This window comes from Massilia phyllostachyos (assembly GCF_021044825.1).
Taxonomy (GTDB): Bacteria; Pseudomonadota; Gammaproteobacteria; order Burkholderiales; family Burkholderiaceae_D; genus Telluria; species Telluria phyllostachyos.
Genome location: NZ_JAJNOC010000002.1, coordinates 492,000 through 516,321, shown reverse-complemented (window position 1 = coordinate 516,321; position 24,322 = coordinate 492,000). Strand labels below are relative to the sequence as shown.

Genomic DNA, 24,322 nt, shown 5'->3' with positions numbered 1-24,322 from the left:
GAGCGGGCCAGGAAAACGTGATTTGAACGCGTGGGCGGAGGACCGCCCACCCTACCGGCAGATCAGCGTTATTGGGCGAACTGCTTGAGCTTGCGCTCGACGAAGGCCTGCAATTCCGGCGTCAACGATCCGCTATCGCGCGCCTTCTGGAACGCCACCATCGCCTCCGGCGTACGCTTCTCCGCCTGCAGCGAAATCCCCATCCCCATCCACCACACGCCGTTCTGCGGCGCGGTGCCGAGCGCCTGCCGGTACTGCTCGACCGCTTCGCGGTGGCGCTCTTCGCGCTGCAGGGCGCCGGCGAGGAAGGCGTGGTATTCGCCGTTGCCGGCGGCGTAAGGCAAGGTGCGCATCAAGGTGTCGATGCCCGGGCTGCCGCGCTCGAGCTGCAGGCGCGCCAGCAGCATCGCCATGGCCGGCTGGCGCGCATCGAGCGCCAGCGCCGCGCCCAGCTGGCGCATCGCTTCTTCCGGACGCTTGGCCTCGATCAGCAGGCCGACCAGGGTCTGGCGCGCGGCGTCGTGGCGCGGGTCGGCGCGCAAGGCGGCCTGCAGGTGTTCGATGGCCTCGGTCACACGGCCGTCTTCCAGGCTGGCCAGCGCGCGGCGGTAGCCGTTCTCGGCGCGCTGCGGCGTCGTCTCGACCCGCCCCGCCGCCGGCTTCGGCTCGACCGCCGCGGGCGCCGGTTTCGCCTTCGCGACGTCGCGCTTGACGGCCGCGACGTCGCGTTTCGACGCGGGCTTCGGCGGCTCCGCCTGCACGGGCTCGGGCACGGGCGCAGCAGCGACCGGCTCGACCGGTTCGGCGGGCGCCGGCTGTACCGGCACTTCCCGGACGACAGGCGCAGGCGGCGGCGCCTTCGACAGATCGAGCGGCACTTCCTCGGCCGGCGCCGACGGTGCAGCCGCCTTCAGGCGCCAGGCCATGTAGCCGGACCCGCCCAGCACCGCCACCAGTCCCGCGATCAGCGCCACGCGCAGCCATGGGAAGGCGCGCTCGGGCGCCGGCACCGGCCTGATCTCGGGTGCGCTCGCGGCATGGCCGGGCTGGCCGCCGCGCGCGTCGAGGTCCTGCAGCATCTTGTTAATCAAACTCATCGTACGAATGCCCATGCAATGCCGGCCGCGGCGCCGGCCAGCAGGCCGCCCACCGCCAGGCCGGCCCAGTAGCTGCGCCTGGCGCCGACGGTGTCCAGCGCCGCGGTGCCGACGTGGCCGCCGGCGACCTGCTGCCGGCCCTGGCCATAGGCCAGCATCAGCGCCTTGTGCGCCAGGATGTTCACCAGCCGCGGCACGCCGCCGCTGGCCTTGTACAAGCGCCGGATCGCGCCCCGCGAGAATAGCCGCGCGCCGTCGAAGCCGGCCACGCGCAGGCGGTGCGCCACATAATAATCCAGGTCGTCCTTCGACAGCGGTCCGAGATGGTAGTGGAAGGTGATGCGCTGCGCGAGCTGGCGGATCTGCTGCAGTTCCAGCTTGCGATTCAGTTCCGGCTGGCCGAACAGCACGATCTGCAGCAGCTTCCTCTTCTCGGTCTCGAGATTGGTGAGCAGGCGCAGCGCCTCCAGGCTCTCGACCGGAATCGCCTGCGCCTCGTCGATGCACAGCACGGTCTGCAGGCCCTGCCCCGCCAGGTCGAGCAGGCGCTGGTTGATCGCCTTGAGCAGCCGGTGCTGGTCGACGTCGCGCTCGAGTGATATCGCGAGTTCGTCGGCCAGGGCCAGCATCAGCGTGCGCGGCTCCAGGTAGGGGTTCGGGATGTAGGCGGTGACGAAACCGTCGCCCAGCGTCGCCATGAACTTGCGGCACAGGAGCGTCTTGCCGGTGCCGACTTCGCCCGTGATCTTGATGAAGCCTTCGCCGCTGCGCGCCGCCACCAGCAGGGTGTTCAGCGCTTCCTGCGATCGCGGGCTGCCGAAGAAGAAGCTGGTGTCGGGCGTGATCCCGAAGGGCAGCTCGCGCAGGCCGAAGTGCGCCGCGTACATTACGGACGGCCCTTCGGCGCCAGCTCGTCGATGCGGCGCGTGGTGTCGAGCAGGTCCTGGCTCCAGTCGCTGGCGCCTTCGACGATGGTCGGCTTGATCAGCACCACCAGCTCGCGCTTCTGGTTGACCCGGTTCTTGTTGCGGAACAGCGCGCCCAGCACCGGGATCTTGTCGGCGCCCGGCAGCTGGTCGGTGTCGCCGGTCGAGGCCTGGCGCATCAGGCCGCCGATCGCGACCACGCGCCCGTTCTGGCCGCGCACGATGCTGTCCAGTTCCGAGGTCGCCGACGCCGCCAGCGGCAGGTTCAGGGTGCCGGCGGTGCCGAGATTGACGCCCTTGTTGACGGTGGTGACCTGGCTGACCGAGGGGTGCACGTGCAGCAGGATGTTGCCCTTGTCGTCGATCTGCGGCGTCACGTCCAGCACCACGCCCGAGAAGAAGGGCTGCAGGGTCACGCTCGGCGTGATCGTGTTGCCGGTCGCGGTGCTGTTGATGTTGCTGGTCACGCCGGTGACGTAGAACTCGTCGGTGCCGATCTTGAGCACCGCCTTCTGGTTGTTCATCGCGGCCACGCGCGGCGAGGACAGCACGTGCACGCTGCCCTGCGATTCCAGGAAGGTGATCAAGGCCGCGAAGTTATTGGTCTGGAAGGCGAAGCCGAACAGCGAGCCGGCCGCTTCCGCCGCCTGCGACAGCGAGAAACCGGTGCTGGCCGACAGGCCGCTGCCGTTGTTGATCAGGGGCGGCTGGCTGCCGTCGTACGGCAGCGGCGCCAGGTTCGCGCCCGGCGAGATCATGCCGCTCGACACCCGGTTCGGGTGCGAGCCGCGGAACGAGGCGAACGAGGCCCAGTTGATGCCGCTCTGGAAGCTGTCGTTCAGCTCCACCTCGAGGATCTTCGCTTCCAGGATCACCTGGCGGTCGACCGACAGCTGGGTCGCCTTCAGGTACATGTCGACGTTGCGCAGCTCATCCGGCATGGCGCGGATCACGACCACGCCCGACTGCGGGCTGATCACCACGCTGCGCCCGCCCTCCTTCGAGCCGACGATGGCCTCGACCGAGGCCTTGAGGTCGGCCCAGAAGTCGCTCAGCGAAGTCGTGTTGACGTCGGTGCGCTCCATCTGCACCTGGGTGGCGCCGTTCGGGTTGCCGTTGTTGTTGTTGGGCTGGTTGTTGTTGACGTTCTGGCCGTTGACGCCGTTGCCGCCCGAGCCGGTGGGGCCGACGTCCGCCACCGAGGTCGAGGTGACGCGCAGGTTCGAGGCGCCGCGGCGCTGCCCGACCAGGTAGTTCACATGGAACATCCGGGTCTGCATGGTCAGCGGGCGGATCGTGATGCGGGCGCCGTCGATCTTGTAGTCGTAGCCGTACATCTCCTTGACCGCTTCCAGCGTCTCGACCAGGGTCACGTCCTTCAGGTTGGCGCTGATGCTGCCGCTCACGTCCGGATGCACCAGCATATTGTAGCGGGTGCCGGCCACGATCGAGCGGAAGAACTGCTGGGCCGGGACGTTGTTGAAGGAGACGTTGAAGCGCTCTTCCAGCGCGGGACGGGCCTTCGGCAGCTGGGTGGCGAGCGCGCTGGCCGGCGGCAGCAGCGCGTTGGCGACGGCGTCGTCGACCGCCGGGGTGGCGGCCGGCTGGCTGTTGGCCTTGGCCATCTCGCGCTTGACCGCGTCGTAGGTCGCGTTGTTGTTCGCGGTCTGGCAGCCCGCCATCAGGAGGGCGGCGCACAGGGCGAGCGGAGTGAGGAAAAATGTTCGCATGTCTGGCTTCAGGTGTCTGGCTTCAGTTGAGCGATTGGATGCCGGCGCCCGCCACGGGCGGCAGCGCGGAAGGCTCGAGGCGCAGCACCTGGCGTTCGTTGCCGCGCCTGAGTTCCACCTCGCTCTGGGTCATGCGCGCCACGCGCGCGCCCTTGTAGTTGTCGCCCAGGCGCACGGTCTCGCCGTCGATCACGGCGACGTGGCGTCCGCCCTGACGCGGCGAGATCAGCACCGACTGCAGGCGCGGCATGCCGTCGGCGCCGGCGGCGGCGGCGTCACCCCGCACGCCGAGCGTGGCCGGCGGACGGGTGGGGTCGAGCAGCGCCTGGGCGCCGGCGGTGTGGGTGGACAGCATCAGCGCTGCCAGGATCGTCAGGTTCAGGATTTTCACAGCTTCATCCAATTCCGGTCCAGGCTCAGGGTATAGAGCGTGAGCGTCAGGCGGGAGGCCGGATATTCCTCCACGTCGAGCTGCGCCTTGCCCCAGAACAGCCGGGTCGGCATCGCTTCGAGCGCGCTCATGTAATTCACCATGTCGAGATAATTGCCGCGCACGGTCACTTCGACGCCGTGGCGGTACAGCATGTCGGGGGCCCGGCCGTCCTGCGCGGCAGGCGTGGCGGCAGGTGCGGCAGTGGCGGCCGCGCCGGCGCTGGCGGCGCGGCCCGAGATCGTCTCCACCGGCAGCGTGCGCATCGAGACCAGCTGCAGGCGGCCGTTGGCGCGCAGGATGGCGTCCACCAGCGGCGCCATGCGCTCCGGCGGCACCAAGCCGTTTTCCATCGCCAGCAGCGAATCGGCCAGCTGGCTGCTCTCGCGCTTGACCGCCACCAGGCGCGCGCGCGAGGCGGCGTCCGGGTCGTTCTGGTAGGCGGTGACCTTGGCCGTGATCTCGGCGTCGATGCCGGCGATATTGTTGCGCTGCTGTTCGATGGTCTGCTGCAGCGCTTCCTGGGCGCGGTAGATCGGCGCCAGCACCAGCTGCTGGCCGGCGAAGCCGAGCACCGCCACGGCGGCCGCGAACATCAGGGCGCGCTCGCGCAGCGACATCGCGTCGATGCGCGCGCCCAACTGGGTCATGCGCTGTTTCAGGCTCGGGCTCATGGCTGCCCCTCCGGTTTCGCGTCCGGCACCGACTGCAGGCTGAACTCGACGTAGGGCGCGGCGCTTTTCACCGGCTTGCCGTCGGCGCCCTGGGTCTCGACCGGCGCGGCCTGGCCGATCTGCAGGCTGGAGAAGGCCTTGCCCTGCAACAGCGGCTCCTGGGTCAGGCGCCCGATATAGCCGGGTACCAGCGCCGGGTCCGTGGTGCGGCCCTTGAGGCCGATGTCCTTGCCGGCGATGCTCACCGACGTCAGCCACAGGCCCTGCACGCTCTGGCGCGCGAAGGCCTTGAAGTAGCCGGCGAAGCCGGCGCTGTCGCCCAGTTCGCCGCGCTCGAGCACACCGGACACGTGGCGCAGCGCGGCCAGCTGGGCGTCCGCTTCCACCAATTGCGTGGCCAGCTCGCTGGATTTGCCGCGCGGCGCGAATTCGGCGTTCACCGACGCCAGGCGCGCCTGCTTGCGCGCGAGCTGGGTGGCGCCATGGTCGGCCTCTTCCTGCAGGCGCGCGGTGTGCGCCTTGCCGGTCACCGCAAGACCCGCGATGCCGGCCACCAGCACCAGCAGCGCCACGCCCATCATCGGCGCGGTGAGGAGCTGCTTCTGCGGCTGGAAGGCCGGGTTAAAGAGATTGATCTGCTGGGGGTTCCGTAAAGTCATGCGCCGTCCTCCGCACGCAACGCGGCGCCCAGCGGCAGGAAGAAGCGTCCCTGCTGCGCCTTGTCGAGCAGCTCGGGCGTGCGGCCGAAATCGAACACCGAGGCCAGGTCGATCGACTCGACCGGCATGTAGAGATTGCTCGACAGGTATTCGTCCAGGCCGGTGATGTCGGACGGCGCCAGCACCAGCTTCGACACGCTGATGAAGGAGAACTGGCGCTCGAAGTGGTCGAGCGAACGCTGCAGCTCGAGAGTGATGCGGTCGAACGCCGCATGCTTGCGCTCGTGGTCCGCATCGAGCAGCAGATCGAGGCCGATGTCGACCCGGCGCGACAGGTACAGTTCGCCGCGGTAGGACACCGTCAGCAGGCCGCCGTCCGTCCCGAACGACAGCATGGCGACGCCGCGCCCTTCCGGCTCCAGCATGGCCGAGATGTTCCGCTGCGCCATCTCGGGAATGTCGATCACGCTCAGCGCGATCTTCGCATCGAGGAACAGTTGCTGGCGCGGCTTGATGACGCTGTTGCGCGCCGCCACCGCGAACACCGAACCCTGGGCCCGCGCGCCGGCGCCGGCATCGACCGGGATCTCGAGCACGTCCACGGTCGCATCGGCCACCGGAAAGTCGAGCAGGTCCTTCAGGCGCCAGCGGATCGCGGTGCGCAGTTCTTCCTTTGGCACATTGGGCGATTCGACGGAGAGCAGCTGGTACTCGCCGGCGCCGAGCAGGGTCGCGCAATGATAGGCGTTGGCCTGGCCTTCGCGGCCGGCCTTTTCCAGCGCGCCCGCATCGACCTGGCCCGGCAGGAAGTGGGCGAAGCGCACGACCGGCTTGCCGTCGGCGCCGCGCTTGACGCTGGTCGCGGCCACGCCGTCGCGCTGGACGGCGATGGTCAGCCACCCGTCTTTTTTCCTGGCTTTCTTAAAAAAACGCATCGATCGAACGAGGTCCTGTTCGCGGGTGAATGAGGGGTCCGGCAAAGTCTTGATTATAGTCAAGACTCGTCAAACGGGCTAAAAAATTGCCGAAAAGCTCAGAAAAAATATCGGCTTTATCGGCGTTCTGATCATTTTCCGTTGTCAGTAGACTTCACGGATGTAAATCACTGGACTTTTATAGGCGCCGATCGTGATCTGGCCGTACATGCTGGGCAGCCAGGCCGGCGTGTTCATCCTGATGCGCACGCTGCCGACGCGGCCGGCGCCGGTCGGCGCCAGCAGGTACTTGCCGACGCCGGCGCCGACCGCGAAGGCGCCGGCGCCGGCCGCCTTGACGGCCGCCGTGTCGCACACGCGCGCGCCCGCGGAATTTGTGGTCTGCAGCCGGTTGGTGCAGGCGCTGAACACGGCCTGCTCGGTCTTGAGCAAGGTGTCGGTGCTGAACGAAGTGTTGTTCTCCCAATTCTTGCCGTTCCAGTACTGCGCCCGCATCGGCACCGGGGTCTTGAGCAGTTCCGACCCGATCACGTTGTCGATCGCCAGGCGGCCGTTGACCACCATGATGCCGCCCTCTTCCGATTCGCCGACGTCGTCCTGCACCGAGGTGGTGACGACCTTGGTCCCCATGCGCACGTCGTCCGAGGTGGCGCGCAGGTAGACCGCGGTCGGCCCGGCCCAGGCGGTCTTGGCGGCGTCGGCGCCGAACTGGGCGCCGAGGCCGAACTGCACCGCGCGGGTGGTGGCGGCGGCGGCGGTATCGACGAAGCCCGGCGTGTACCTGGTCCCGAACGAGACTCCGGTGCCCGGGGCGTCGACCGCGGCCAGGGTCAGCTTCGGCACCAGGCTCGGATAGCGCGCCGAATCGAAGTTCGGCAATTCCTTGCCGTTCTCGTCGAGCGCGATGATGGTGGCGTTGAAGGGCTGCTGCGAATAGATGGCGTCGCTGATCGCGGCCAGGCCGACCGAGGGGCAGTTCATGTGCGGCAGGCAGTCGAAGCCGGGGCCGGCCTCGGTCTTGTACGAGGCCGGATAGACGCGCCCCACGTTCTGGCTGCCGAAGGCGTTCGGCTTTTCGCCGAGGTAGTCGTCGAGCGAGGTCTTGAGGCTGAAGCTGCCCACGTCGCTCCAGGAGAACTGGGTGCCGGTGAAGGCGCCGCTGCTCGGGAAGTCGCCCTCGAGCTGGGTCGGCTCTTCCTTGTCGGCGCCGCTCGCGATCGCATCGAGCCGGTTCACCACGGTGTTGACCAGGGTCGGCCGTCCATTGCCGGTCTCCTTGCCGAAGCTGGGCAGCGGCACCAGATTGGCGCCGGCGCTCATCGCCTCGGCCTGGATCGTGAAGTTTTCGCCGGCGCGCACGAAGCCGTTGCCGGCCAGGCCGACCGCGCCCGGATTGAGCTGGCCCTCGGCGTTCTTGACCGTGAGCCGCAGGGAGGACGGCATCGAGACGAATTGCGTGCTGCTGCGCGTGCTGGTCGCGGCGGTGCCGTTGGTGCTCAGGTAGAGTTTGACCGAGCCGGCATCCAGGTACTGGAAGTCGTAGCCGACCGACGCTTTGTTGGTCGGGAAGGTGACCGGGAAGGCGGTCCAGATTTTCGTGTCGGTGGTGGCGGAATTCGGCACGCTGGTGTCGGCCACGCAGGCCGGCAGCTTGTAGCCGGAGGCGGTCGGCTGCACCGTGCCCGGGCCAGGCGGGTTCACGCAGCCCATCGCCACATTCAGGTTCACCGTATTGTTCACCGCGCGCGCCTTGTTGTTGGCGTCCACCGCGGTGACGAAGATCTTGGGCGTGGCGCCGGCCACCACCGGGCCGTCGAACAGCGGGCAGCCGGCGTCGGTGCTGACGATCTCGCCGACATTGCATTCGCGCGTCGTGTACACATAGGAGGTGCCGGTGGCGGCGACCACGGTGCCGGTCTCGCTGCTGCTGTCGTTGCCCGCGGCCGGGTCGTTGTTGCCGACCACGGTGACGCCCGTGGTCTTGCTGCCGGTGGCGTTGCTGGCGACGGTCGCCTTCAGCGTCAGCGCCGTCTTGGCGCCGTTGGCCAGCGCGCCGGTATAGGTGCAGGTGGCGGTGGTGCCGGAACCGGTGCAGCTCCAGTTGGCGCCGCTGAAGGAGTTGTAGCTCAGGCCCGCCGGCAATGTCAGCGTGACCTTGAAGGGGCCTGTTTCGACGCCGGGGCCGTTGTTCGTGACGGTAGCGGTATACGTCGCGAGCGCGCCGGGACGCAGCTCGGTGGTGCGCACCAGGTCGACCGAGAGGTCGGCCGCGGGCGTGCTCGGTACCGCGAGCAGCGCGGCGTTGAGCAGCACCATGTCGCCGCCGGTCTTGAACACGGCCGAAACGGCATTGAGTCTGGCCGGCCAGCCGGTCATGCTGTAGGCGTCGAAGTCGATGCCGAGCGAGTTGGTGTCCGAATTGATGCTGCTCTTCGAGTTGAAGTTGTTGCCCGAGGGGCCGTAGGTGCTTTGCGTCAGCGTGTAGTTGTAGAAGGTCAGCGACTCGCCCTGCTGCGCGAGGTCGGAGTCCCCTTCCCACACGATGTGGCCGAAGCGGCCGACCGAGGTCGATTGCACGTTGTCCGGCACCCGGAAGTTCGCCATGTCGAGGCGCACCTCGCTGTTGAGCATCGCGCGGAAGCCCTCGTACAGGTTGAGGGTGCGGTAGGTCTCGTCCTTCTGCGAATAGACCACCACCAGCGCGAAGCCGCCCAGCACCGCGCTGCGCTCGCACCAGGGGCTGCCGCTCGAGACCCTCAGGCCGGAAAAGGTATAGGTGCCGCCGCCCTTGAGCTTGACCAGGTCGGTCACGTCGGCCGCCGCCGAAAAATAATTCAGGCCGCCGCCGATGGTCGCCGAGGTGTAGATGCGGCTGCTCGGGGCGGTGACGCTCTTGCTGTTCATCGTGACGGTGGCGTCGGCGCTGCCGGAACCGGCCCAGTACAGCTGGGCCGAGACCACCGCATAGCCGCTCGGCAGTGTCAGGGTCGCGCTCTGCGCGGTGCTTTCGGCCGAGACCTTGCAGGCGCTGGCGCCGCTGCTGCGGTCGCGCAGGGTCACCTGGGTGCCGGCGAAGTTGACGGTGCCGGTGAAGCTCTTGTACAGCCCCATATTGGTGTCGGCGCGCGCAGGTCCGGCCAACAGCGCGGCCAGCGCCCACAGCAGGAGCAGGATGCGCTTCATACCTGCACCTCGAGGCGGCGCTGCACGAAGTCCGGATGGGCGACGGGCGTGGTGGTGCACGCGCCGTTCTTCGGCTGGTTGCAGGCGATCGATTCGATGCGCCAGCGGGTGGTATTGGCGCTGTTGCCGCTGCTGTCCGCGGGGCCCGGGACGGGCGTGCAGGTCACCGACACCGTGAAGTTCGCCAGCACGCTGTCCGCCGGCATGGCGAAGGTCCTGCTCGCGCAATTACTGTTGCGCAGCTGCTGGAACAAGCCCCATTCGATGCCGGCGCGCGCGGCCTGGTAGGCGCGCGCGCCGTCGAGGTCGAGGCTGGACGTGACCTGCTGCGCGGTGAAGATGCGCACCGCGGCGACGCCGATCCCGGCCAGCACGATCAGCAGGAACACCGCGGTGATGATGCCGACACCGGCGCTGCGGACAAGACGGCGCGGATGGAAGCGGGAACGGGCGTGCATGGCGCTCATGGGGTGTTGTCGACGTGGACCTGGTGCACCAGGTTCACCACGCCGCTGTCGCGCGTGCGCAGCGAGAGGTTGAGGATGACCAGGGCGCTGGCGCGCGAGGCCGCGGCGCCGTACTGAAATACGTTGTTGCAGCTGGCCACGTGGCCGGCGACCATCGCCTGGCGCGAGCTGCCCTGCGGCCGCGCGTACTGCACGGCGCTGATCGGGTAGTTCCAGTAACGCACCAGGCCCAGGCTGCCGTCCGCGAGCTGGGTGCACAGATAGGTGACCGGCGTGGTCACCACCTGGAAGCGGCGGTTGGGCGACGGCATCGGCACCGCTTGCTGGGCGAAGGCATTGCTCGCCAGCGTCACGACCGAGGTGTTGTCGGCCCCGGGCGCCACCGCCGTGACCTGGGCGATGTTGACGTTCGCGGGGCCGGCGGGAAAGTTGTAGGCTTCCGAAGGCGCGATGCCGTCGCCCAGGTTGTAGACGACGATGAAGTTGCCGGCCTGGATCGGACGCTGGGTTCCGCCGATGGCTGTGAAGGTCGTGCTGGCCGCGTTGTCGAAGTCGAGGAAGGGCAGGCCCGCCACGTCGTCGTCGACCGAGAGATAGCGTCCGCCGGTCGAGGACAGCAGGAACTCGACGGCGTTGCCGTTCGCCGTGACGCGCACGCTGTTCGGCAGCGCCAGGCGCAGGTCGCGCGCCATGCGGCGCAATGCCAGGTCGGCTTCGTCGGTGACGGCGGCGCGGTCGACGCTTTCGGTGTAGCCGAGGATCGGCGCGCGGATGAACACGGCGACGATGCCGGCGACGATGCCGATGATGACGATCACGACGATCATCTCGACGAAAGTGAAGCCGCCGTTGCGGCGGGAGAAGGTCACGGCGTTCATGGGAAGTTCGGCGCGTAGCGCATGCGGAACCCATCGAGCACCACCTGCTCGCTGCCGTAGCTGACCGTGACCCGGATGCGCAGCACCTCGGTGTCGGCGCTGGCGCCGGCCGTGCCGACGCCCGCCAGCACCTGGGGCGTGATGGTCAGCCTTGCGGTATAACCGGCCGGCATCGCGCCGCCGATGGCGTTCACCAGCTGGCCGCCGGCATCGAAGGCGGCGGTCGGCGTGTTGGAGGCCGCGACGTAGTCGTTGATGTTGTCGTGCGGGCGGACCGTGCCTTCCGCGCCCCAGTTCTCGGCCAGGCCGGGGCTGCAGCCGGCGGCGTTCGCCGCGGTCTCGACGTTGGCGTCGGTCGGCTGGCAATAGGTGAACTTGGCCAGCTGGACTTCTTCCAGCAGGCCCTCGGCGATCATCAAGGCCTGCTTGCGCGGCAGCGGATCGGCGCTATTCGTCGTGGTCAGCGACAGCACGCCGAGCAGCGCCATCACGGCGATGCCGACCACCATGATGAACACGATCAGCTCGATGAGGGTGACGCCGGCCTGGCGCCGGCGGGCGAAGAATTTACTGGACATAGCCGGTTTCTTCGAACACCTGGACACTGGCGCTTTCCTTGCCGCCGCTGAGGCTCAGGGTAAGGCCGCCCGGCGCATCGTTCAGCAGCAGCGGGCGTCCGAGAGGATCGAACCTGACCCAGGCCGGCGACGGCGCGGCGGTCCAGGTGACGCCGGCGGGCTTGCCGAGGCAGTACCAGTTGCCGTTGCCGCACTGGCTGCTGCTGGCGTCGTCGCCGGCGGAGAAGCCGCCGGGAATGCTCACCTGCTGGGCGAGCGCGCATCCGGAGGTCGGGTCGGTGTAGCACAGCGAAATGCGTTGCGCTTCGAAGCGCACGAAGACGTCGCCGTTGCGGGCGATTGCCGCCTTCTGCGCGAAGCGCAGCATGGCGCGCAGCTGCTCGGCATGGGCCGGCAGGTCGAAGGCGGAACGGTCGAAATAGCGGCCGACGCCGATCGCCGCCAGGATCCCGGCGAGGACCAGCACCACGATCAGCTCCACCATGGTGAAGCCGGAAGCACGGCGTAGGGACGTGCGGCCGGAATATCCCGCCGGCTGGGAAGGAATCGAGCCTTGCACAGCGATGAATTAATTGCAGTTGTAGGTAGTCGCGCCTTCGGTGATGCTGGGCGCACCACCCGCGACGGCGGGCGGCTGGTAGCTCACGAAGCATCTGCCGGCGTTGGCCGTCTTGACGCCTTTCGGCGTCACCTTCAGCTCGCCCTTGTCGGTCTCGAGCGTGTAGTCGCTGGCGTTGATGCCGGCCAGCTCGGCGAATTTGCGCGCCTGGGCATCGGTGCCGGTAGCGGGATAGCCGTTGGTCAGCGTGACCTGCACGCCTTCCGAAGTGACGGTGGTGGCGGAAGGATTCACCAGCGCAACCGCATGCGCCATGGCGGCCGCCGAACTCATGGCGCCCTTGGCGGCCTTGAGGCTTGCGGCCCGGGCGTCACCGCCCAGGTCCGCGAATTTCGGCAGCGCGGTGGCTGCCAGGATCCCGAGAATCACGATCACGACGATCAGTTCGATCAGCGTGAAACCACCCTGGTGCGAACGAAATAACAGCCGTTTGCTCATGATTCCGGATTCCAGAAGCAATGTTTAGTTGCAGTTATCGGTTTTCATGTCGAAGGTCGGCGCACCGGTGGAGGTGGCAGGCGCAGCGTAGGTGAAGTAGCACTTCGAAGCGTCTTTCACACCCAGCGGGCTGACCTTGAAGATGTTGGCGGTCGCAGTGTCGATGGTGTAGTCGCTGCCTTCCAGGCCAGCAAGTTTCGCAAGTTGCTTGCCGTTGGTGTCATCGGCGACCGAAGGATAACCATTCACCAGGTTGACCTTGACGCCCTCGAGCGTGACATCGGCAGTAGCATTCTTCACCAGCGCCTGGGCATGCGCCATCGATGCCGCCGACGAGACCGAACCCTTGGCGGCCTTCAGGCTGGCGGCGCGGGCGTCGGCGCCCAGGTCGGCAAACTTCGGCAGTGCGGTGGCGGCCAGGATGCCCAGGATGACGATCACGACGATCAATTCGATCAGGGTGAAACCGCCTTGTTGGCCAGCCTTGAAATTCTTGTTCATGAAGCTCTCTCCGTAAAAGAAGTAATGGTGCGGAAAACCCGCGTTCTAGTGGTCGGTGGATGCCGCTTTTCCAGCGATCTGGGCCAGCGCAATTCCCGGTTCGGACTCCCTCCGTTCACCAGTGCGGTTCGGATTGGGCTCACGAAATAATTCTACCTTGAAATTCAGCAATTTCGGTATCTCTGGGGAAAAAGTGTCGCGAACCTGCACAAAATTGACGGTACGGTCGGACGGGTCGAAATACCAGTTGCCTTCCTTGACCAGTCCGGGGCGCGGCCGGTAGTACTCGCCCTGGTAATTCTTCGGCAATTCGGCCAGCCACAGGAAAGGATTTTCCCGCTGCAAGGCGTCCAAATCCGCCCCGCTCCCCGCGCCCTGCAACTGGGCGGCGCGCACCGCCATCGCCGTGCGCATCGCGCTCACCATGCCCTGCGCGGCCACGCGCTGCGACTCGCGCTGGTAATCCGCGAGCCGCACCAGCAGCGCACTGGCCAGCAGCGCGCACAGCGCCAGGCAAATCGATAATTCCAGTAACGTGAAGCCGCGCGCCCTGACCACCTCACTTGCCTCCGTGCAGGGCGGCCTTGCCCAGGTCCCAGATCGGCAGGAAGATGCCGAGCGCCAGGATCAGCACCATCACACCAAGGAACGTGATCAGGATCGGCTCGATCTGGCTCGACAGCGTCTTCAGCTCGTAATCGACTTCGCGCTCGTACATCTGCGCGATCTCGTCCATCAGCTCGTCGATCGACCCGGTCTCCTCGCCCACCGCGATCATCTGCAGCACCACCGGCGTAAACACATTGGCCGCGGTCGAGGTGCGCAGGATGCTCTCGCCGCGCTCGACGCCGTCGCGCATCTGCTCGATGCGCATGCTCAGGTAGGCATTGTCGGCGGTCTGCGAGACCACGGTCAGCGCCTGCACGATCGGCACGCCGCTGCGCATCGACAGCGAGAAGCTGCGCGCGAAGCGCGCCATGGTGGCTTTATGGATGATCTTGCCGGCGATCGGCAGGCGCAGCTTGTAGCGGTCCCACGCCAGCCGCCCCTTGACCGTGCCGGTCCACTGGATAAAGACGGCGACGGCGGCAAGCACGGCGCCGGCCATCAGCGGCCAGTAATCGACCGTGAACTTCGAGGTCCCGATCAGGATCCGGGTCATCAGGGGCAACTCGGCGCCGAACTGCTTGAACACCGTGCTGAAACTCGGGATCACGAAGATGTTCACGATCACCATCGCGATGATCATGGCGATGATGACGAAGCTCGGATAGCGCAGCGCGGCCTTGACCCGGTCGCGCATGTCGCGGTCGAACTCGAGGTGGTCGAACAGGCGCAGGAAGACTTCTTCCAGGCGGCCGGTCATCTCGCCGACCCGCACCATCGACAGGTAGAAGGTGTTGAACACCAGCGGATGGCGCGCCATCGCGGTCGAGAGTTCGCGGCCGGAGTCGAGCGATTCGCGCAGGTCCTTGATCACCTTGGCGAAGGACTTGTTGATCGCCGACTCCTGCAGGCCCGCCAGGCCGCGCATGATCGGCACGCCGGACTTGAGCAGGGTGTAGATCTGGCGGCTGAACAGCTGCACGTCCATCGAGGTGACTTTCTTGCGGGTCAGGCGCGCCCACAGGCCTTCGTCGCCGTCCTTCGACGCCGGGCCCTTCTTGCTGGGGTTGATCTCGATGGGCGTGGCGCCGCTGCCGAACAGCTGGTCGGCGATGGCGTTGCTGTCGGCGCCTTCCAGCACACCGCTGAGCAGCTCGCCGCGCGCGTTGCGCGCCTTGTAGGCAAAGTAAGGCATCAGTCGTCGATCTGGTTACTGATGCGCATGGCTTCGGAGATGGTCGTGCGGCCCTGCACGGCCAGGCCGACGCCATGGCGGCGCAGGGTCTCGCCTTCCATCTCGGCGTGCGCGACCTTCAGGAAGTGCGAGGGGTCCGGGTGGTTCGCCGCCTCGGTGACGGCGCGCGTCATCTCGAGCAGTTCGTAGACACCGGTGCGGCCGCGGTAGCCGGTGCCGTTGCAGTGCGAGCAGCCCTTCCCGTGGAAGAACTGGGTCGAGACGGCGCGCTCGCCCATTTCCTGCAGCACCCAGGTCAGTTCGGCCGGGGTCGGACGGTAGGGCGTGGTGCAGCTCTCGCAGATCACGCGCACCAGGCGCTGGGCCAGCACGGCCTGCAGCGAGCCGCCCACCATATAGCGCGGCACGCCCATGTCCATCAGGCGCAGCGGAGTGGAAGCGGCGGAATTGGTGTGCAGGGTCGACAGGACCAAGTGACCGGTCATGGCGGCGCGCAGGCCGATCTGGGCGGTTTCCTGGTCGCGCATCTCGCCGACCAGCACGATGTCCGGGTCCTGGCGCAGCGCGGAGCGCAGCACGCGCGCGAAACTCAGCTCGATCTTGTCGTTGACCTGCACCTGGTTGATGCCGGGCAGGCGGTATTCGACCGGGTCCTCGACCGTGATCAGCTTCTTCTCGACCGAGTTCAGTTCCGACAGGGCGCTGTACAGGGTGGTGGTCTTGCCGCTACCCGTGGGGCCGGTCACCAGCACCAGGCCGTTGGGACGCTGGACGATGGCACGGAAGCGCTCGACGATGCGCGGCGGCATGCCGATCGCATCCAGCCGCAGGTTCATGCCGACCTGGCTCAGCAGACGCATGACGACCGATTCGCCGTACTGGGTCGGCATGGTCGAGATACGCACGTCGATGCGCTGGTTGCGCACTTTTACCGCGAAGCGGCCGTCCTGCGGCAGGCGCTTTTCGGAAATGTCGAGGTCGGCCATGAGCTTCAGGCGCAGCGCCAGGGGCGTCGCGACCTTGATGTCGGCCTCGGTCTGCAGGTGCAGCACGCCGTCGATGCGGAAGCGGATCGCCAGGCGGCCGTCCTGCGGCTCGATGTGGATGTCGGACGCGCGCACTTGGGCCGCGTCATCGAACACCGACTGCAGCAGCTTGACGATCGGCGCCTCTTCCAGGCCCGGATTGGCGGCCAGGGCGCCGAAGTCGATCGAGGTGTCGCCCAGGTCCTGCTCGACCTCGCGCGCGAAGTCGGTGATCTGCTCGGTGCGGCGGTAGATGCGGTCGATCGCGGCCAGGACTTCGGTCTCGTTGACCACCGCGAGCTCCACGCCCTTCTTCAGCAGGCGCGCGATTTCGTCGTAGGCGAACAGGTCGGTCGGGTCGGACACGCCGACCAGCATGGTCTCGCGGCGGTCTTCCAGCACCAGCGCGCGGAAGCGGCGCGCGGCCGTTTCCGGCAGCAGGCGCACCAGGTCGGCGTTAATGTTGTAGAACTTGAGAGTGATGTAGGGGATGTTCAGCTGGCGCGCCAGCGCGCCCGAGATCTGCTCCTCGGTGACGAAGCCGTTCTCGACGAACACGCGGCCCAGCTTGCGCCCGGTGCGCTTCTGGTCCGCCAGCGCCTGGTTCAGCTGCTCTTCCGACAGCAACTTTTGCGAGATCAGCACCTCGCCGAGGCGAATTTTTTCCGGCCTTGCCATGGACATCCCTTATCGTTATATATTGCAGCGAATATTTTATGCCAGAACATGTCGAAGTTGACGGTAGGAATTAGCTGCTTGTGGGCAAAGTGTCTCCCTTTCGCCTCGACGAAATGGCATCGCGGTGTAAGATGAGCAAGTCTCAGCCTTCAACCACGGACCCAGATGAGCGAACCAGCACGGCGCCGCCGCATCTACCTGATGCGGCACGGTAGCGTCACTTACTTCGACGAGACCGGCAAACCCTTCCTGCCCGAGACCGTTCCGCTGAACGAAGACGGCCGCGCCCAGGCCGATGCGGCTGGACATGCCTTCCGCGAAGCCGGCCTGCGCTTCGACCGCGTCATCGTCTCCGGCCTGCCGCGTACCGTCGAGACGGCGCAGCGCGTGCTGGCGGCCAGCGGCCAGGCCATCGCGCCGGAAGTGTGGCCGGAGCTGCACGAAATCCGCGGCGGACGCCTGTCCAGCATCCCGGCGCACGAACTGCGGCGCGCCTTCACCGGCGCCTTCGAGGGCATGGTCGGGGAAGACCAGCGCTTCCTGGGCGGCGAATCGGTCGGCGAGATGATGGACCGGGTCCATCCCGCGATCGACCGCCTGCGCGCGCAAAACGATTGGGACACGGTGCTGCTGGTCCTGCACGGCGGCGTCAACTGCGCGATCCTGTCGCTTGCGCTGACCGGGCAGCGCCTGTTCCTGGGCGGCCTGTCGCAGGCGGCCGGCTGCATCAACGCGCTCGACGTCGGCGCGCAGCCGCTGGACTGGGTGGTCCGCTTCGTCAACCACCTCCCCCCTGCCCCACTGCAGCCCGGCGCGCGTACCACGACCATGGAGCAGTTGTTCGAGCAATACCGCCGCGGGCGCTGATTTTTTGCGTCCGAAAATAGCACGTCCGTACATTTTTGTGCGGGGTCGGGCTAGAATGAAGAACAACCACAAGAACGGAGATCCCATGTACGAGGAAATGATGGGCACCAAGCCGGTGTCCGAGCGCCAGCGCTTCGACGTCGACGCGGTGGGCGCCTGGCTGTCCGCCAATGTGGACGGCTTTCCGGGCGGCCCGATCGCGGTCGAGCAGTTCAAGGGCGGCCAGTCGAATCCGACCTTCAAGCTGACGAGCGGCGAGCGGCGCTACGTGCTGCGCACCAAGCCCGGTCCGGCTGCGAAATTGCTGCCCTCGGCCCACGCCATCGACCGCGAATACCGCGTCATGAATGCGCTGCACGGGGCCGGCTTCCCGGTGCCGCGACAATTGGCCCTGTGCCTGGACGAGTCCATCATCGGCCGCGCCTTCTTCCTGATGGAGTTCATCGAAGGCCGGGTGTTGTGGGACCAGTCGCTTCCCGGCATGACGCCCAAGGAACGCGCCGCCATTTACGACGAGCAGAACCGCGTGATCGCGCAGTTGCACACGGTCGATTACGCGGCCATCGGCCTGGGCGACTATGGCAAGCCGGGGAATTATTTCGCGCGCCAGATCGAGCGCTGGACCAAGCAGTACCAGGCCTCGGTGACGGAACCGATCGAGGCGATGGACCGGCTGATCGCGTGGCTGCCGCAGCACATTCCGCCGGGTGACGATACCAGCATCGTGCATGGCGACTACCGTCTCGACAACATGATCTTCCATCCGACCGAGCCGCGCATCCTGGCGGTGCTGGACTGGGAGCTGTCGACCCTGGGCCATCCGGCCGCCGACTTTTCCTATCACTGCATGAGCTGGCACATCCCGCCGGGGCGGTTCCGCGGCATTGCCGGCCTGGACCTGGCCGCGCTGGGCATCCCCTCGATGGACGCGTACGTGGCGCGCTACTGCGAGCGCACCGGCAAGACGATCCGCGCCGAGGACTTCGATTTTTATCTTGCCTATAACATGTTCCGCCTGGCCGGCATCATGCAGGGGATCATGAAGCGCTATGTCGACGGCACCGCCGCCAGCGCCCAGGCCCTGGAGAACGGCAAGGCGGCGCGCCCGATGGCCGAAATGGCCTGGGGCTTCGCCTCGCGCAGCCGCTGAGCCCGCACAATCAAGGAGACGCACATGGAATTCGCTTACTCGGAGCGCTGCCAGGAGCTGCAGGCGCGCCTGCTCGCCTTCATGGAAGAACACATCTATCCCAACGAACGCGGCTTTACGGAAGAAATCGCGGCCAATGCGCGCGACAGGGGCACGCGCTGGCTGCCACTGGAGCTGATCGAACGGTTGAAACCCCTGGCGCGCGAGGCCGGGCTGTGGAATCTGTTCTTGCCGAAGTCGCAGCGCGCACCCGAAGGGCTGTCGAACCTGGATTACGCGCCGCTGTGCGAGATCATGGGCCGCGTGCCCTGGGCGCCCGAGGTGTTCAACTGTTCGGCGCCGGACACGGGGAATATGGAAACCCTGGAGCGCTACGCTTCCGAGGAAATAAAAACGACCTGGCTCGAGCCGCTGCTGCGCGGCGAGATCCGCTCGGCCTTCGCGATGACGGAGCCGGACGTGGCCTCGTCGGACGCGACCAATATCGCCACCCGCATCGAGCGTGACGGCGACGACTACGTCATCAACGGCCACAAATGGTGGATCTCGGGTGCGGGCGATCCGCGCTGCAAGGTCTTCATCGTGATGGGCAAGACCGACCCGCAAGCCGCGCGCCACCAGCAGCAGTCGATGATCGTGGTGCCCGCCGACACGCCCGGCATCACCATCGTGCGCCCGCTGCCGGTGTTCGGCTACGACGACGCGCCGCATGGCCACTGCGAAATCCTGTTCGAGAACGTGCGGGTGCCGGCCGCCAACCTGCTGCTGGGCGAAGGCCGCGGCTTCGAGATCGCCCAGGGCCGCCTGGGGCCGGGCCGCATCCACCACTGCATGCGCGCCATCGGCGTGGCCGAACGCGCGCTGGAACTCATGTGCCGGCGCCTCGACAGCCGGGTCGCCTTCGGCCGCAGGATTTCGGAACAGGGCGTGTGGCGTGAGCGTATCGCCGAAGCCCGCATCCGCATCGACACCGCGCGCCTGCTGACCCTGAAGACCGCCTACATGATGGACACGGTCGGCAACAAGCACGCCCAGGCCGAGATCGCGATGATCAAGGTGCTGGCGCCGAACGTGGCACAGGATGTGCTGGACTGGGCGATCCAGGCCCACGGCGCGGCGGGTGTGTCGGAGGAGTTCCCGCTGGCTTACCAGTGGGCGGGCAACCGCACCCTGAGGCTGGCGGACGGGCCGGACGAGGTGCACCGGAATGCGATCGCCAAGCTGGAGTTGGCGAAGTACGCGCAGCGCACCACTTGACCGGCGCGGCGCCGTAGCTTGCGCGGCGCCCCGCCATCCACCCCTGACAGGTTCAGGCGTAGGCGCGGACCAGGAACTCGGCGGCGCAGACGGGTTTGGCGCCGCCTTCGCTCTCCACCGTCACCGCCCAGCTGAGCTGGACGCCGCCCGCGATCGGCTCGGCCGCCGCCAGCAGCCAGCGCCCGCGCACCCGGCTGCCCACCGGCAGCGGCGCCGGGAAGCGCACCTTGTTCAGGCCATAGTTCAGGCCCATGCGCATGCCCTCGATGCGGATCGCGCTCTCCAGCATGGCCGGCAGCAGCGACAGCGTCAGGAAGCCGTGCGCGACCGGCGCCCCGAAGGGCGATTCGCGGGCGCAGCGCTCGGGATCGACGTGGATCCACTGGCGGTCCTCGGTCGCCTCGGCGAAACCGTTGACGCGGCCCTGGTCCACCAGGAACCAGTCGGAGACGCCGAGCTCGTGCCCGACCAGCGCGGGCAGGCTGTCGAATCGAAGGTGCTCAGGCATCGGCGCCTCCCGCGGGACGGCGGCCGAACATGCCCATGCCCTCGATGGTGCAGACGTCCTCGCCGTGCTGGTTGCTGCCCACCCACTTCGACCACACCACGCCGCGGTCCGGCTTCGACGCCGAGGCCTTGACCCGCGTGGTCAGATAGCGGACCTTGAGGGTGTCGCCGGCGCGCAGCGGTTTCAGCCAGCGCACGCCGTCCAGGCCGGGCGAGCCCATGCTCGAGGCGTCGCACATCAGGCCGTCGACCACCATGCGCATCATCATGCTGCAGGTGTGCCAGCCGCTGGCGATCACGCCGCCGTAGATCGAGGCGCCGGCCGCCGCGCGGTCGACGTGGAAGGGCTGCGGGTCGAATGCGCGCGCGAAGGCAATGATCTCGTCCTCGCTCACGCTGCGCTCGCCCAGGTCGATCTCCTGGCCGACGTGGAAATCCTCGAAGTACCGGTATGTGCGCCCGTCGCTCATGCGGCCTCCTGGAAGCCCGGCCGGGCGATGAAGCGCGCCAGGTGGTGGTCGCGGTCGCCCAGGGTCAGCTCGATCATCGACAGGCGCTTGAAGTAATGGCTTGCCGCCAATTCGTCGGTGACGCCCATGCCGCCGTGCAGCTGCACCGCCTGCTGGCCGATGAAGCGCGCGGCCTGCCCCACGCGGTACTTGGCGGCCGACACCACACGCCGGCGCTCGTCGGCATCGTCCTCGTCGAGCGTGACGGCGGCCAGCAGCGCCATCGAACGGGCCTGCTCCAGGTGGATATACATATCGGCCATGCGGTGCTGCAGGGCCTGGAACTTGCCGATCGGGACGCCGAACTGCTGGCGCGTCTTGAGGTAGTCGAGGGTCGTATCGAACAGCGCCTCCATCGCGCCCAGCGCCTCCGCGCACAGCAGGCCGGCGCCATAGTCCGCGCCGGCCTCGAGGATGTCCCATCCGGCGTCCGCTCCGCCGATCAGGGCGCTCGACGGCAGCTCCACGCCGTCGAAGCGCACGTCGGCGGCACGCAGGCCGTCCAGGGTGCGGTAGCCGGTGACCGTCACGCCCGGCGTGTCGAGCGGCACCGCGAACAGGCTGATGCCCGCTGCATCGCGCTGCTCTGCGCTGCTGCGCGCCGACACGATCAGGACGTTCGCCGCGGCCCCGTGCAGCACGGCCTTCTTTTCGCCGCTCAGGCGCCAGCCCGTGCTGCTCCTTTCCGCGCGGGTCGCAATATCGCGCAGCTCATGGCGCGACTGGCGCTCGCCCAGCGCGCACGCCAGTGTCAGGTCGCCCGCCGCCACCCGCTCCAGCAACTCCGGATGCGCGCCACCCAGCGCCAGGAAGCGGGCGCCGAGCACGGTGGCGAAATACGGTTCGACCACCAGGCCGCGGCCGAGTTCGCGCATCACGACGAACAGGTCGACCGCGCCGCCATCGAAGCCGCCCTGCGCTTCCGGCACGGGCAAGGCTGTCATGCCCAGTTCCACCAGCGTCGCCCACGCGGCGGCCGAAACGCCCGTTTCCGATTGGACGATGGCGCGGCGCTGCTCGACCCCGTAGTCGCGTCCGATCCAGCGCCGGAGCGCATCCGCGAACGCCCCCTGTTCTTCCGTATAGTCGAAGTTCATCGTGTGCTCCTCACAGGCCCAGGATCATCTGGGTGATGATGTTGCGCTGGATCTCGTTCGAACCTCCATAGATGGAGGTCTTGCGATAATTGAAGTAGTGTGCGGCGAGCGGCGCGGCCATGTCGTCGTCCGCGACGCTGTGCTCGGCCTCGCCCTCGAGGAAGGCCGGATCGAAGGGCAGCGCCATCGGGCCCGCCGCTTCCAGCATCAGTTCGGTGAGGGTCTGCTGGATGTCGGTGCCGCGCACCTTCAGCAGCGAGGCTTCCGGCCCCGGCGCCTTGCCGGCCTGCGCCAGCACCCGCAGCACCGTCGTCTCGAGCGCCATCAGCTCGATCTCGAGGTCGGCGACCTTGGCGGCGAACAGCGGGTCTTCCAGCAAGGGCCGGCCGTTCCTCTGCTCGCGCCGCGCCAGGCGTTTGAGAAAATGCAGCTCGCGCTTGCTGCGCCCGACCGCGGCAATGCCGGTGCGTTCGTGGCCGAGCAGGTACTTGGCATAGGTCCAGCCGCGGTTTTCCTGGCCCACCAGGTTGGCGACGGGTACCCGGACGTTGTCGAAAAAGACTTCGTTCACCTCGTGGTCCTCATCGAGCATGATGATCGGCCGCACGGTGACGCCGGGCGCATGCATGTCGACCAGGAGGAAGGAAATGCCCTCCTGCTTGCGCACCGCGCTGTCGGTGCGCACCAGGCAGAAGATCATGTCGGCGTGCTGCGCCAACGTGGTCCAGGTTTTCTGGCCGTTGACGACATAGTGGTCGCCATCGCGGACGGCGGTGGTCTTGAGCGACGCCAGGTCGGAGCCCGCGCCCGGTTCCGAGTAGCCCTGGCACCACCAGTCTTCGCAGGACAGGATGCGCGGCAGGAAATATTCCTTCTGCTCCTGCGAGCCGAAGGCCATGATCACCGGCGCCACCATGTCGATCCCGAAGGGCATGACGCGCGGCGTCCCGGCGCGGGCGCACTCTTCCTCGAAGATGTGGCGCTGCACCGGCGTCCAGCCGGGGCCGCCGAATTCGGCCGGCCAGCCGGGCGCGACCCAGCCTTGCTGCGCCAGGATGCGGTGCCAGCGGACGAAGTCGTCCTTGCTCAGGCGCAGGTGGCCGAGCACCTTGGCGCGCAAGTCCTGGGGCAGATGGGAATCGAGGAAGGCGCGGACCTGGTCGCGAAAGGCCAGGTCCGCGCTCGAATAGCGCAGGTCCATGTCGTCTCCTTGTGATGGGCCGCCATAAAAGCACGACCGTTCACAAGGATTGTACAGGAATTGAAAGTGCTGCCAAGCCGGAAATCACCGGCACGGGCGGACGGCGCCGCCCGTCATATTGATCAGCGGCTGCGGCGGCGCGAGAGTGCACCAGCACCCAGCATGCCGGCCAGCATCAGCGCGATGCTCGACGGTTCCGGGACTTCGGACGGGTCGACCGCGTCCTGGGTCGGGAGCTGGCCTGCGCCGCCGCCGACACCGGTCCCGCCACCCGGGTTGGTGATGTCGCCGGCGACCGGATTGCCGGTCTCGCTGCCGTCCGAGCCATTCTGGCCGGCGCTGCCGTTCGAACCGTTGGAACCGTTCGCACCGTTCGCGCCGGTCGCGCCGGTGGATCCGTTGGAGCCACTCGAACCGGTCGAACCATTGGAACCGCTCGAGCCGCTCGAGCCGCCTGAGCCGCCGGTGTTGCCGCCACCCGAGCCGCCGGAGCCACCCTGCGCATTGCCGCCGCCGGACATGACCGGCTTGCCGTTGACGCCATCCAGGATCAGGGCGCCGTCGGCGGTGCCGATCACCGATTTGCCATCGCCGAGGGTTGCGGCCAGGATGCCGTTGCCGGCTGCCAGCAGGTAGGTGCCTTCGACGCCGCGCGAGAAGAACAGCTGGGTCTTGCCGTCGACTTCGGCCATGCTGGCCGATGCCTTGCCCATCAGGATGTCGGTCAGGCTGTTGTCTTTCGCCGCGCTGCCGTAGGACACGCCACCAACCAGGTTCAGGTTGCCGTTGCCGAGGACACCCGAGCTCAGCACATCGGTGCCGTTGCCCGTGGTCCAGTTGTTCAGAAAGCCGGTCGAGGGCGCGGAAGTGGCCGAGATGGTATCAGCGTGGGCAGCACTTGCGCAGACCAGCAGTGCGGCGGCAGCGATGTGACGAATTGCCATGGTAGAAACTCCTTGGATGGTGTGAAATTGTTGTTCTTACAACCGTAGAGTTATCCTAACACAAGTAAAAAAAAGACAACTTCTTGTGTAACTCAACCGTGCGCAGGTCTGTACTCCCGGAAAGTTGCGCAGAATCATGATCCTTATGGCAATACCTTTATCTGCGCGCCA

25 protein-coding genes are annotated in these 24,322 nt (G+C 67.2%); 3 read left to right on the top strand and 22 right to left on the bottom strand.

What is annotated here, in order from left to right:
• Positions 1-68: 68 nt before the first annotated feature.
• The 17 genes from LQ564_RS09305 to LQ564_RS09225 all read right to left on the bottom strand — a co-directional run bounded on the left by LQ564_RS09305 (position 69) and on the right by LQ564_RS09225 (position 16,619).
• Positions 69-1,097 (bottom strand): tetratricopeptide repeat protein, encoded by a 1,029-nt coding sequence (locus tag LQ564_RS09305; protein ID WP_231057821.1) that lies wholly within the window; start codon positions 1,095-1,097, stop codon positions 69-71.
• Positions 1,094-1,984, bottom strand: coding sequence for an ExeA family protein (locus tag LQ564_RS09300; RefSeq protein WP_231057820.1), 891 nt, complete (start codon positions 1,982-1,984; stop codon positions 1,094-1,096). Before LQ564_RS09300 ends, LQ564_RS09305 begins: the two co-directional genes overlap by 4 nt.
• A complete protein-coding gene (mshL, locus tag LQ564_RS09295) occupies positions 1,984-3,753 on the bottom strand; it encodes a pilus (MSHA type) biogenesis protein MshL (protein WP_231057819.1) in 1,770 nt (589 codons plus the stop codon). The genes LQ564_RS09300 and mshL overlap by 1 nt, the downstream gene beginning before the upstream one ends.
• 22 nt (positions 3,754-3,775) lie before the next feature.
• Positions 3,776-4,144, bottom strand: coding sequence for a hypothetical protein (locus LQ564_RS09290; protein WP_231057818.1), 369 nt, complete (start codon positions 4,142-4,144; stop codon positions 3,776-3,778).
• The gene (locus tag LQ564_RS09285; RefSeq protein WP_231057817.1) at positions 4,141-4,857 is read right to left on the bottom strand and encodes a hypothetical protein; all 717 of its coding nucleotides are present in this window, start codon (positions 4,855-4,857) and stop codon (positions 4,141-4,143) included. The genes LQ564_RS09290 and LQ564_RS09285 overlap by 4 nt, the downstream gene beginning before the upstream one ends.
• Entirely contained in the window at positions 4,854-5,516 is a 663-nt protein-coding gene (locus LQ564_RS09280) for a PilN domain-containing protein (protein ID WP_231057816.1), read from the bottom strand. Before LQ564_RS09280 ends, LQ564_RS09285 begins: the two co-directional genes overlap by 4 nt.
• Positions 5,513-6,451: a type IV pilus biogenesis protein PilM gene (gene pilM / locus LQ564_RS09275; protein WP_231057815.1), complete on the bottom strand. Its 939-nt coding sequence runs from the start codon at positions 6,449-6,451 to the stop codon at positions 5,513-5,515. Before pilM ends, LQ564_RS09280 begins: the two co-directional genes overlap by 4 nt.
• Positions 6,452-6,595: 144 nt before the next feature.
• Positions 6,596-9,634: a DUF6701 domain-containing protein gene (locus LQ564_RS09270; RefSeq protein WP_231057814.1), complete on the bottom strand. Its 3,039-nt coding sequence runs from the start codon at positions 9,632-9,634 to the stop codon at positions 6,596-6,598.
• Complete coding sequence (locus LQ564_RS09265) at positions 9,631-10,092, bottom strand: pilus assembly PilX family protein (protein WP_231057813.1); 462 nt, start codon at positions 10,090-10,092, stop codon at positions 9,631-9,633. The genes LQ564_RS09270 and LQ564_RS09265 overlap by 4 nt, the downstream gene beginning before the upstream one ends.
• A gap of 5 nt (positions 10,093-10,097) precedes the next feature.
• Positions 10,098-10,979 carry a prepilin-type N-terminal cleavage/methylation domain-containing protein gene (locus LQ564_RS09260; protein WP_231057812.1) on the bottom strand — a complete coding sequence of 294 codons (882 nt, stop codon included), beginning with the start codon at positions 10,977-10,979 and terminating at the stop codon, positions 10,098-10,100.
• On the bottom strand, positions 10,976-11,557 hold the full coding sequence (locus LQ564_RS09255; protein WP_231057811.1) for a type II secretion system protein: 582 nt from the start codon (positions 11,555-11,557) through the stop codon (positions 10,976-10,978). Before LQ564_RS09255 ends, LQ564_RS09260 begins: the two co-directional genes overlap by 4 nt.
• Positions 11,547-12,116, bottom strand: coding sequence for a GspH/FimT family pseudopilin (locus LQ564_RS09250; protein WP_371873446.1), 570 nt, complete (start codon positions 12,114-12,116; stop codon positions 11,547-11,549). Before LQ564_RS09250 ends, LQ564_RS09255 begins: the two co-directional genes overlap by 11 nt.
• Before the next feature lie 9 nt (positions 12,117-12,125).
• Positions 12,126-12,614 carry a type II secretion system protein gene (locus tag LQ564_RS25900; protein WP_272492084.1) on the bottom strand — a complete coding sequence of 163 codons (489 nt, stop codon included), beginning with the start codon at positions 12,612-12,614 and terminating at the stop codon, positions 12,126-12,128.
• 24 nt (positions 12,615-12,638) lie between these two features.
• A complete protein-coding gene (locus tag LQ564_RS25895) occupies positions 12,639-13,115 on the bottom strand; it encodes a type II secretion system protein (protein WP_272492083.1) in 477 nt (158 codons plus the stop codon).
• A 45-nt stretch (positions 13,116-13,160) separates the two neighbouring features.
• Entirely contained in the window at positions 13,161-13,673 is a 513-nt protein-coding gene (locus LQ564_RS09235; protein ID WP_231057809.1) for a prepilin-type N-terminal cleavage/methylation domain-containing protein, read from the bottom strand.
• A 1-nt stretch (position 13,674) separates the two neighbouring features.
• Entirely contained in the window at positions 13,675-14,916 is a 1,242-nt protein-coding gene (locus LQ564_RS09230) for a type II secretion system F family protein (RefSeq protein WP_231057808.1), read from the bottom strand.
• Positions 14,916-16,619 carry a GspE/PulE family protein gene (locus LQ564_RS09225; RefSeq protein WP_231057807.1) on the bottom strand — a complete coding sequence of 568 codons (1,704 nt, stop codon included), beginning with the start codon at positions 16,617-16,619 and terminating at the stop codon, positions 14,916-14,918. Before LQ564_RS09225 ends, LQ564_RS09230 begins: the two co-directional genes overlap by 1 nt.
• A 165-nt stretch (positions 16,620-16,784) precedes the next feature.
• On the opposite strand from LQ564_RS09225, the gene LQ564_RS09220 reads away from it, so the two are divergent.
• The 3 genes from LQ564_RS09220 (at position 16,785) to LQ564_RS09210 (ending at position 19,893) form a co-directional block, all read left to right on the top strand.
• Positions 16,785-17,486: a histidine phosphatase family protein gene (locus tag LQ564_RS09220; protein ID WP_231057806.1), complete on the top strand. Its 702-nt coding sequence runs from the start codon at positions 16,785-16,787 to the stop codon at positions 17,484-17,486.
• An 85-nt stretch (positions 17,487-17,571) separates the two neighbouring features.
• Positions 17,572-18,636: a phosphotransferase gene (locus tag LQ564_RS09215; protein WP_231057805.1), complete on the top strand. Its 1,065-nt coding sequence runs from the start codon at positions 17,572-17,574 to the stop codon at positions 18,634-18,636.
• 24 nt (positions 18,637-18,660) lie between these two features.
• Entirely contained in the window at positions 18,661-19,893 is a 1,233-nt protein-coding gene (locus LQ564_RS09210; protein ID WP_231057804.1) for an acyl-CoA dehydrogenase family protein, read from the top strand.
• A 52-nt stretch (positions 19,894-19,945) separates the two neighbouring features.
• Here the strand turns inward: LQ564_RS09210 and LQ564_RS09205 are convergent, their stop codons facing one another.
• The 5 genes from LQ564_RS09205 to LQ564_RS09185 all read right to left on the bottom strand — a co-directional run bounded on the left by LQ564_RS09205 (position 19,946) and on the right by LQ564_RS09185 (position 24,151).
• Positions 19,946-20,401: a MaoC family dehydratase gene (locus tag LQ564_RS09205; RefSeq protein WP_231057803.1), complete on the bottom strand. Its 456-nt coding sequence runs from the start codon at positions 20,399-20,401 to the stop codon at positions 19,946-19,948.
• On the bottom strand, positions 20,394-20,870 hold the full coding sequence (locus LQ564_RS09200; RefSeq protein WP_231057802.1) for a MaoC family dehydratase: 477 nt from the start codon (positions 20,868-20,870) through the stop codon (positions 20,394-20,396). Before LQ564_RS09200 ends, LQ564_RS09205 begins: the two co-directional genes overlap by 8 nt.
• Positions 20,867-22,006, bottom strand: a complete 1,140-nt coding sequence (locus LQ564_RS09195; RefSeq protein WP_231057801.1) for an acyl-CoA dehydrogenase family protein — start codon at positions 22,004-22,006, stop codon at positions 20,867-20,869. Before LQ564_RS09195 ends, LQ564_RS09200 begins: the two co-directional genes overlap by 4 nt.
• Before the next feature lie 10 nt (positions 22,007-22,016).
• Positions 22,017-23,207: an acyl-CoA dehydrogenase family protein gene (locus LQ564_RS09190; RefSeq protein ID WP_231057800.1), complete on the bottom strand. Its 1,191-nt coding sequence runs from the start codon at positions 23,205-23,207 to the stop codon at positions 22,017-22,019.
• A 122-nt stretch (positions 23,208-23,329) separates the two neighbouring features.
• Positions 23,330-24,151, bottom strand: a complete 822-nt coding sequence (locus LQ564_RS09185; protein ID WP_231057799.1) for a PEP-CTERM sorting domain-containing protein — start codon at positions 24,149-24,151, stop codon at positions 23,330-23,332.
• Positions 24,152-24,322: the final 171 nt, after the last annotated feature.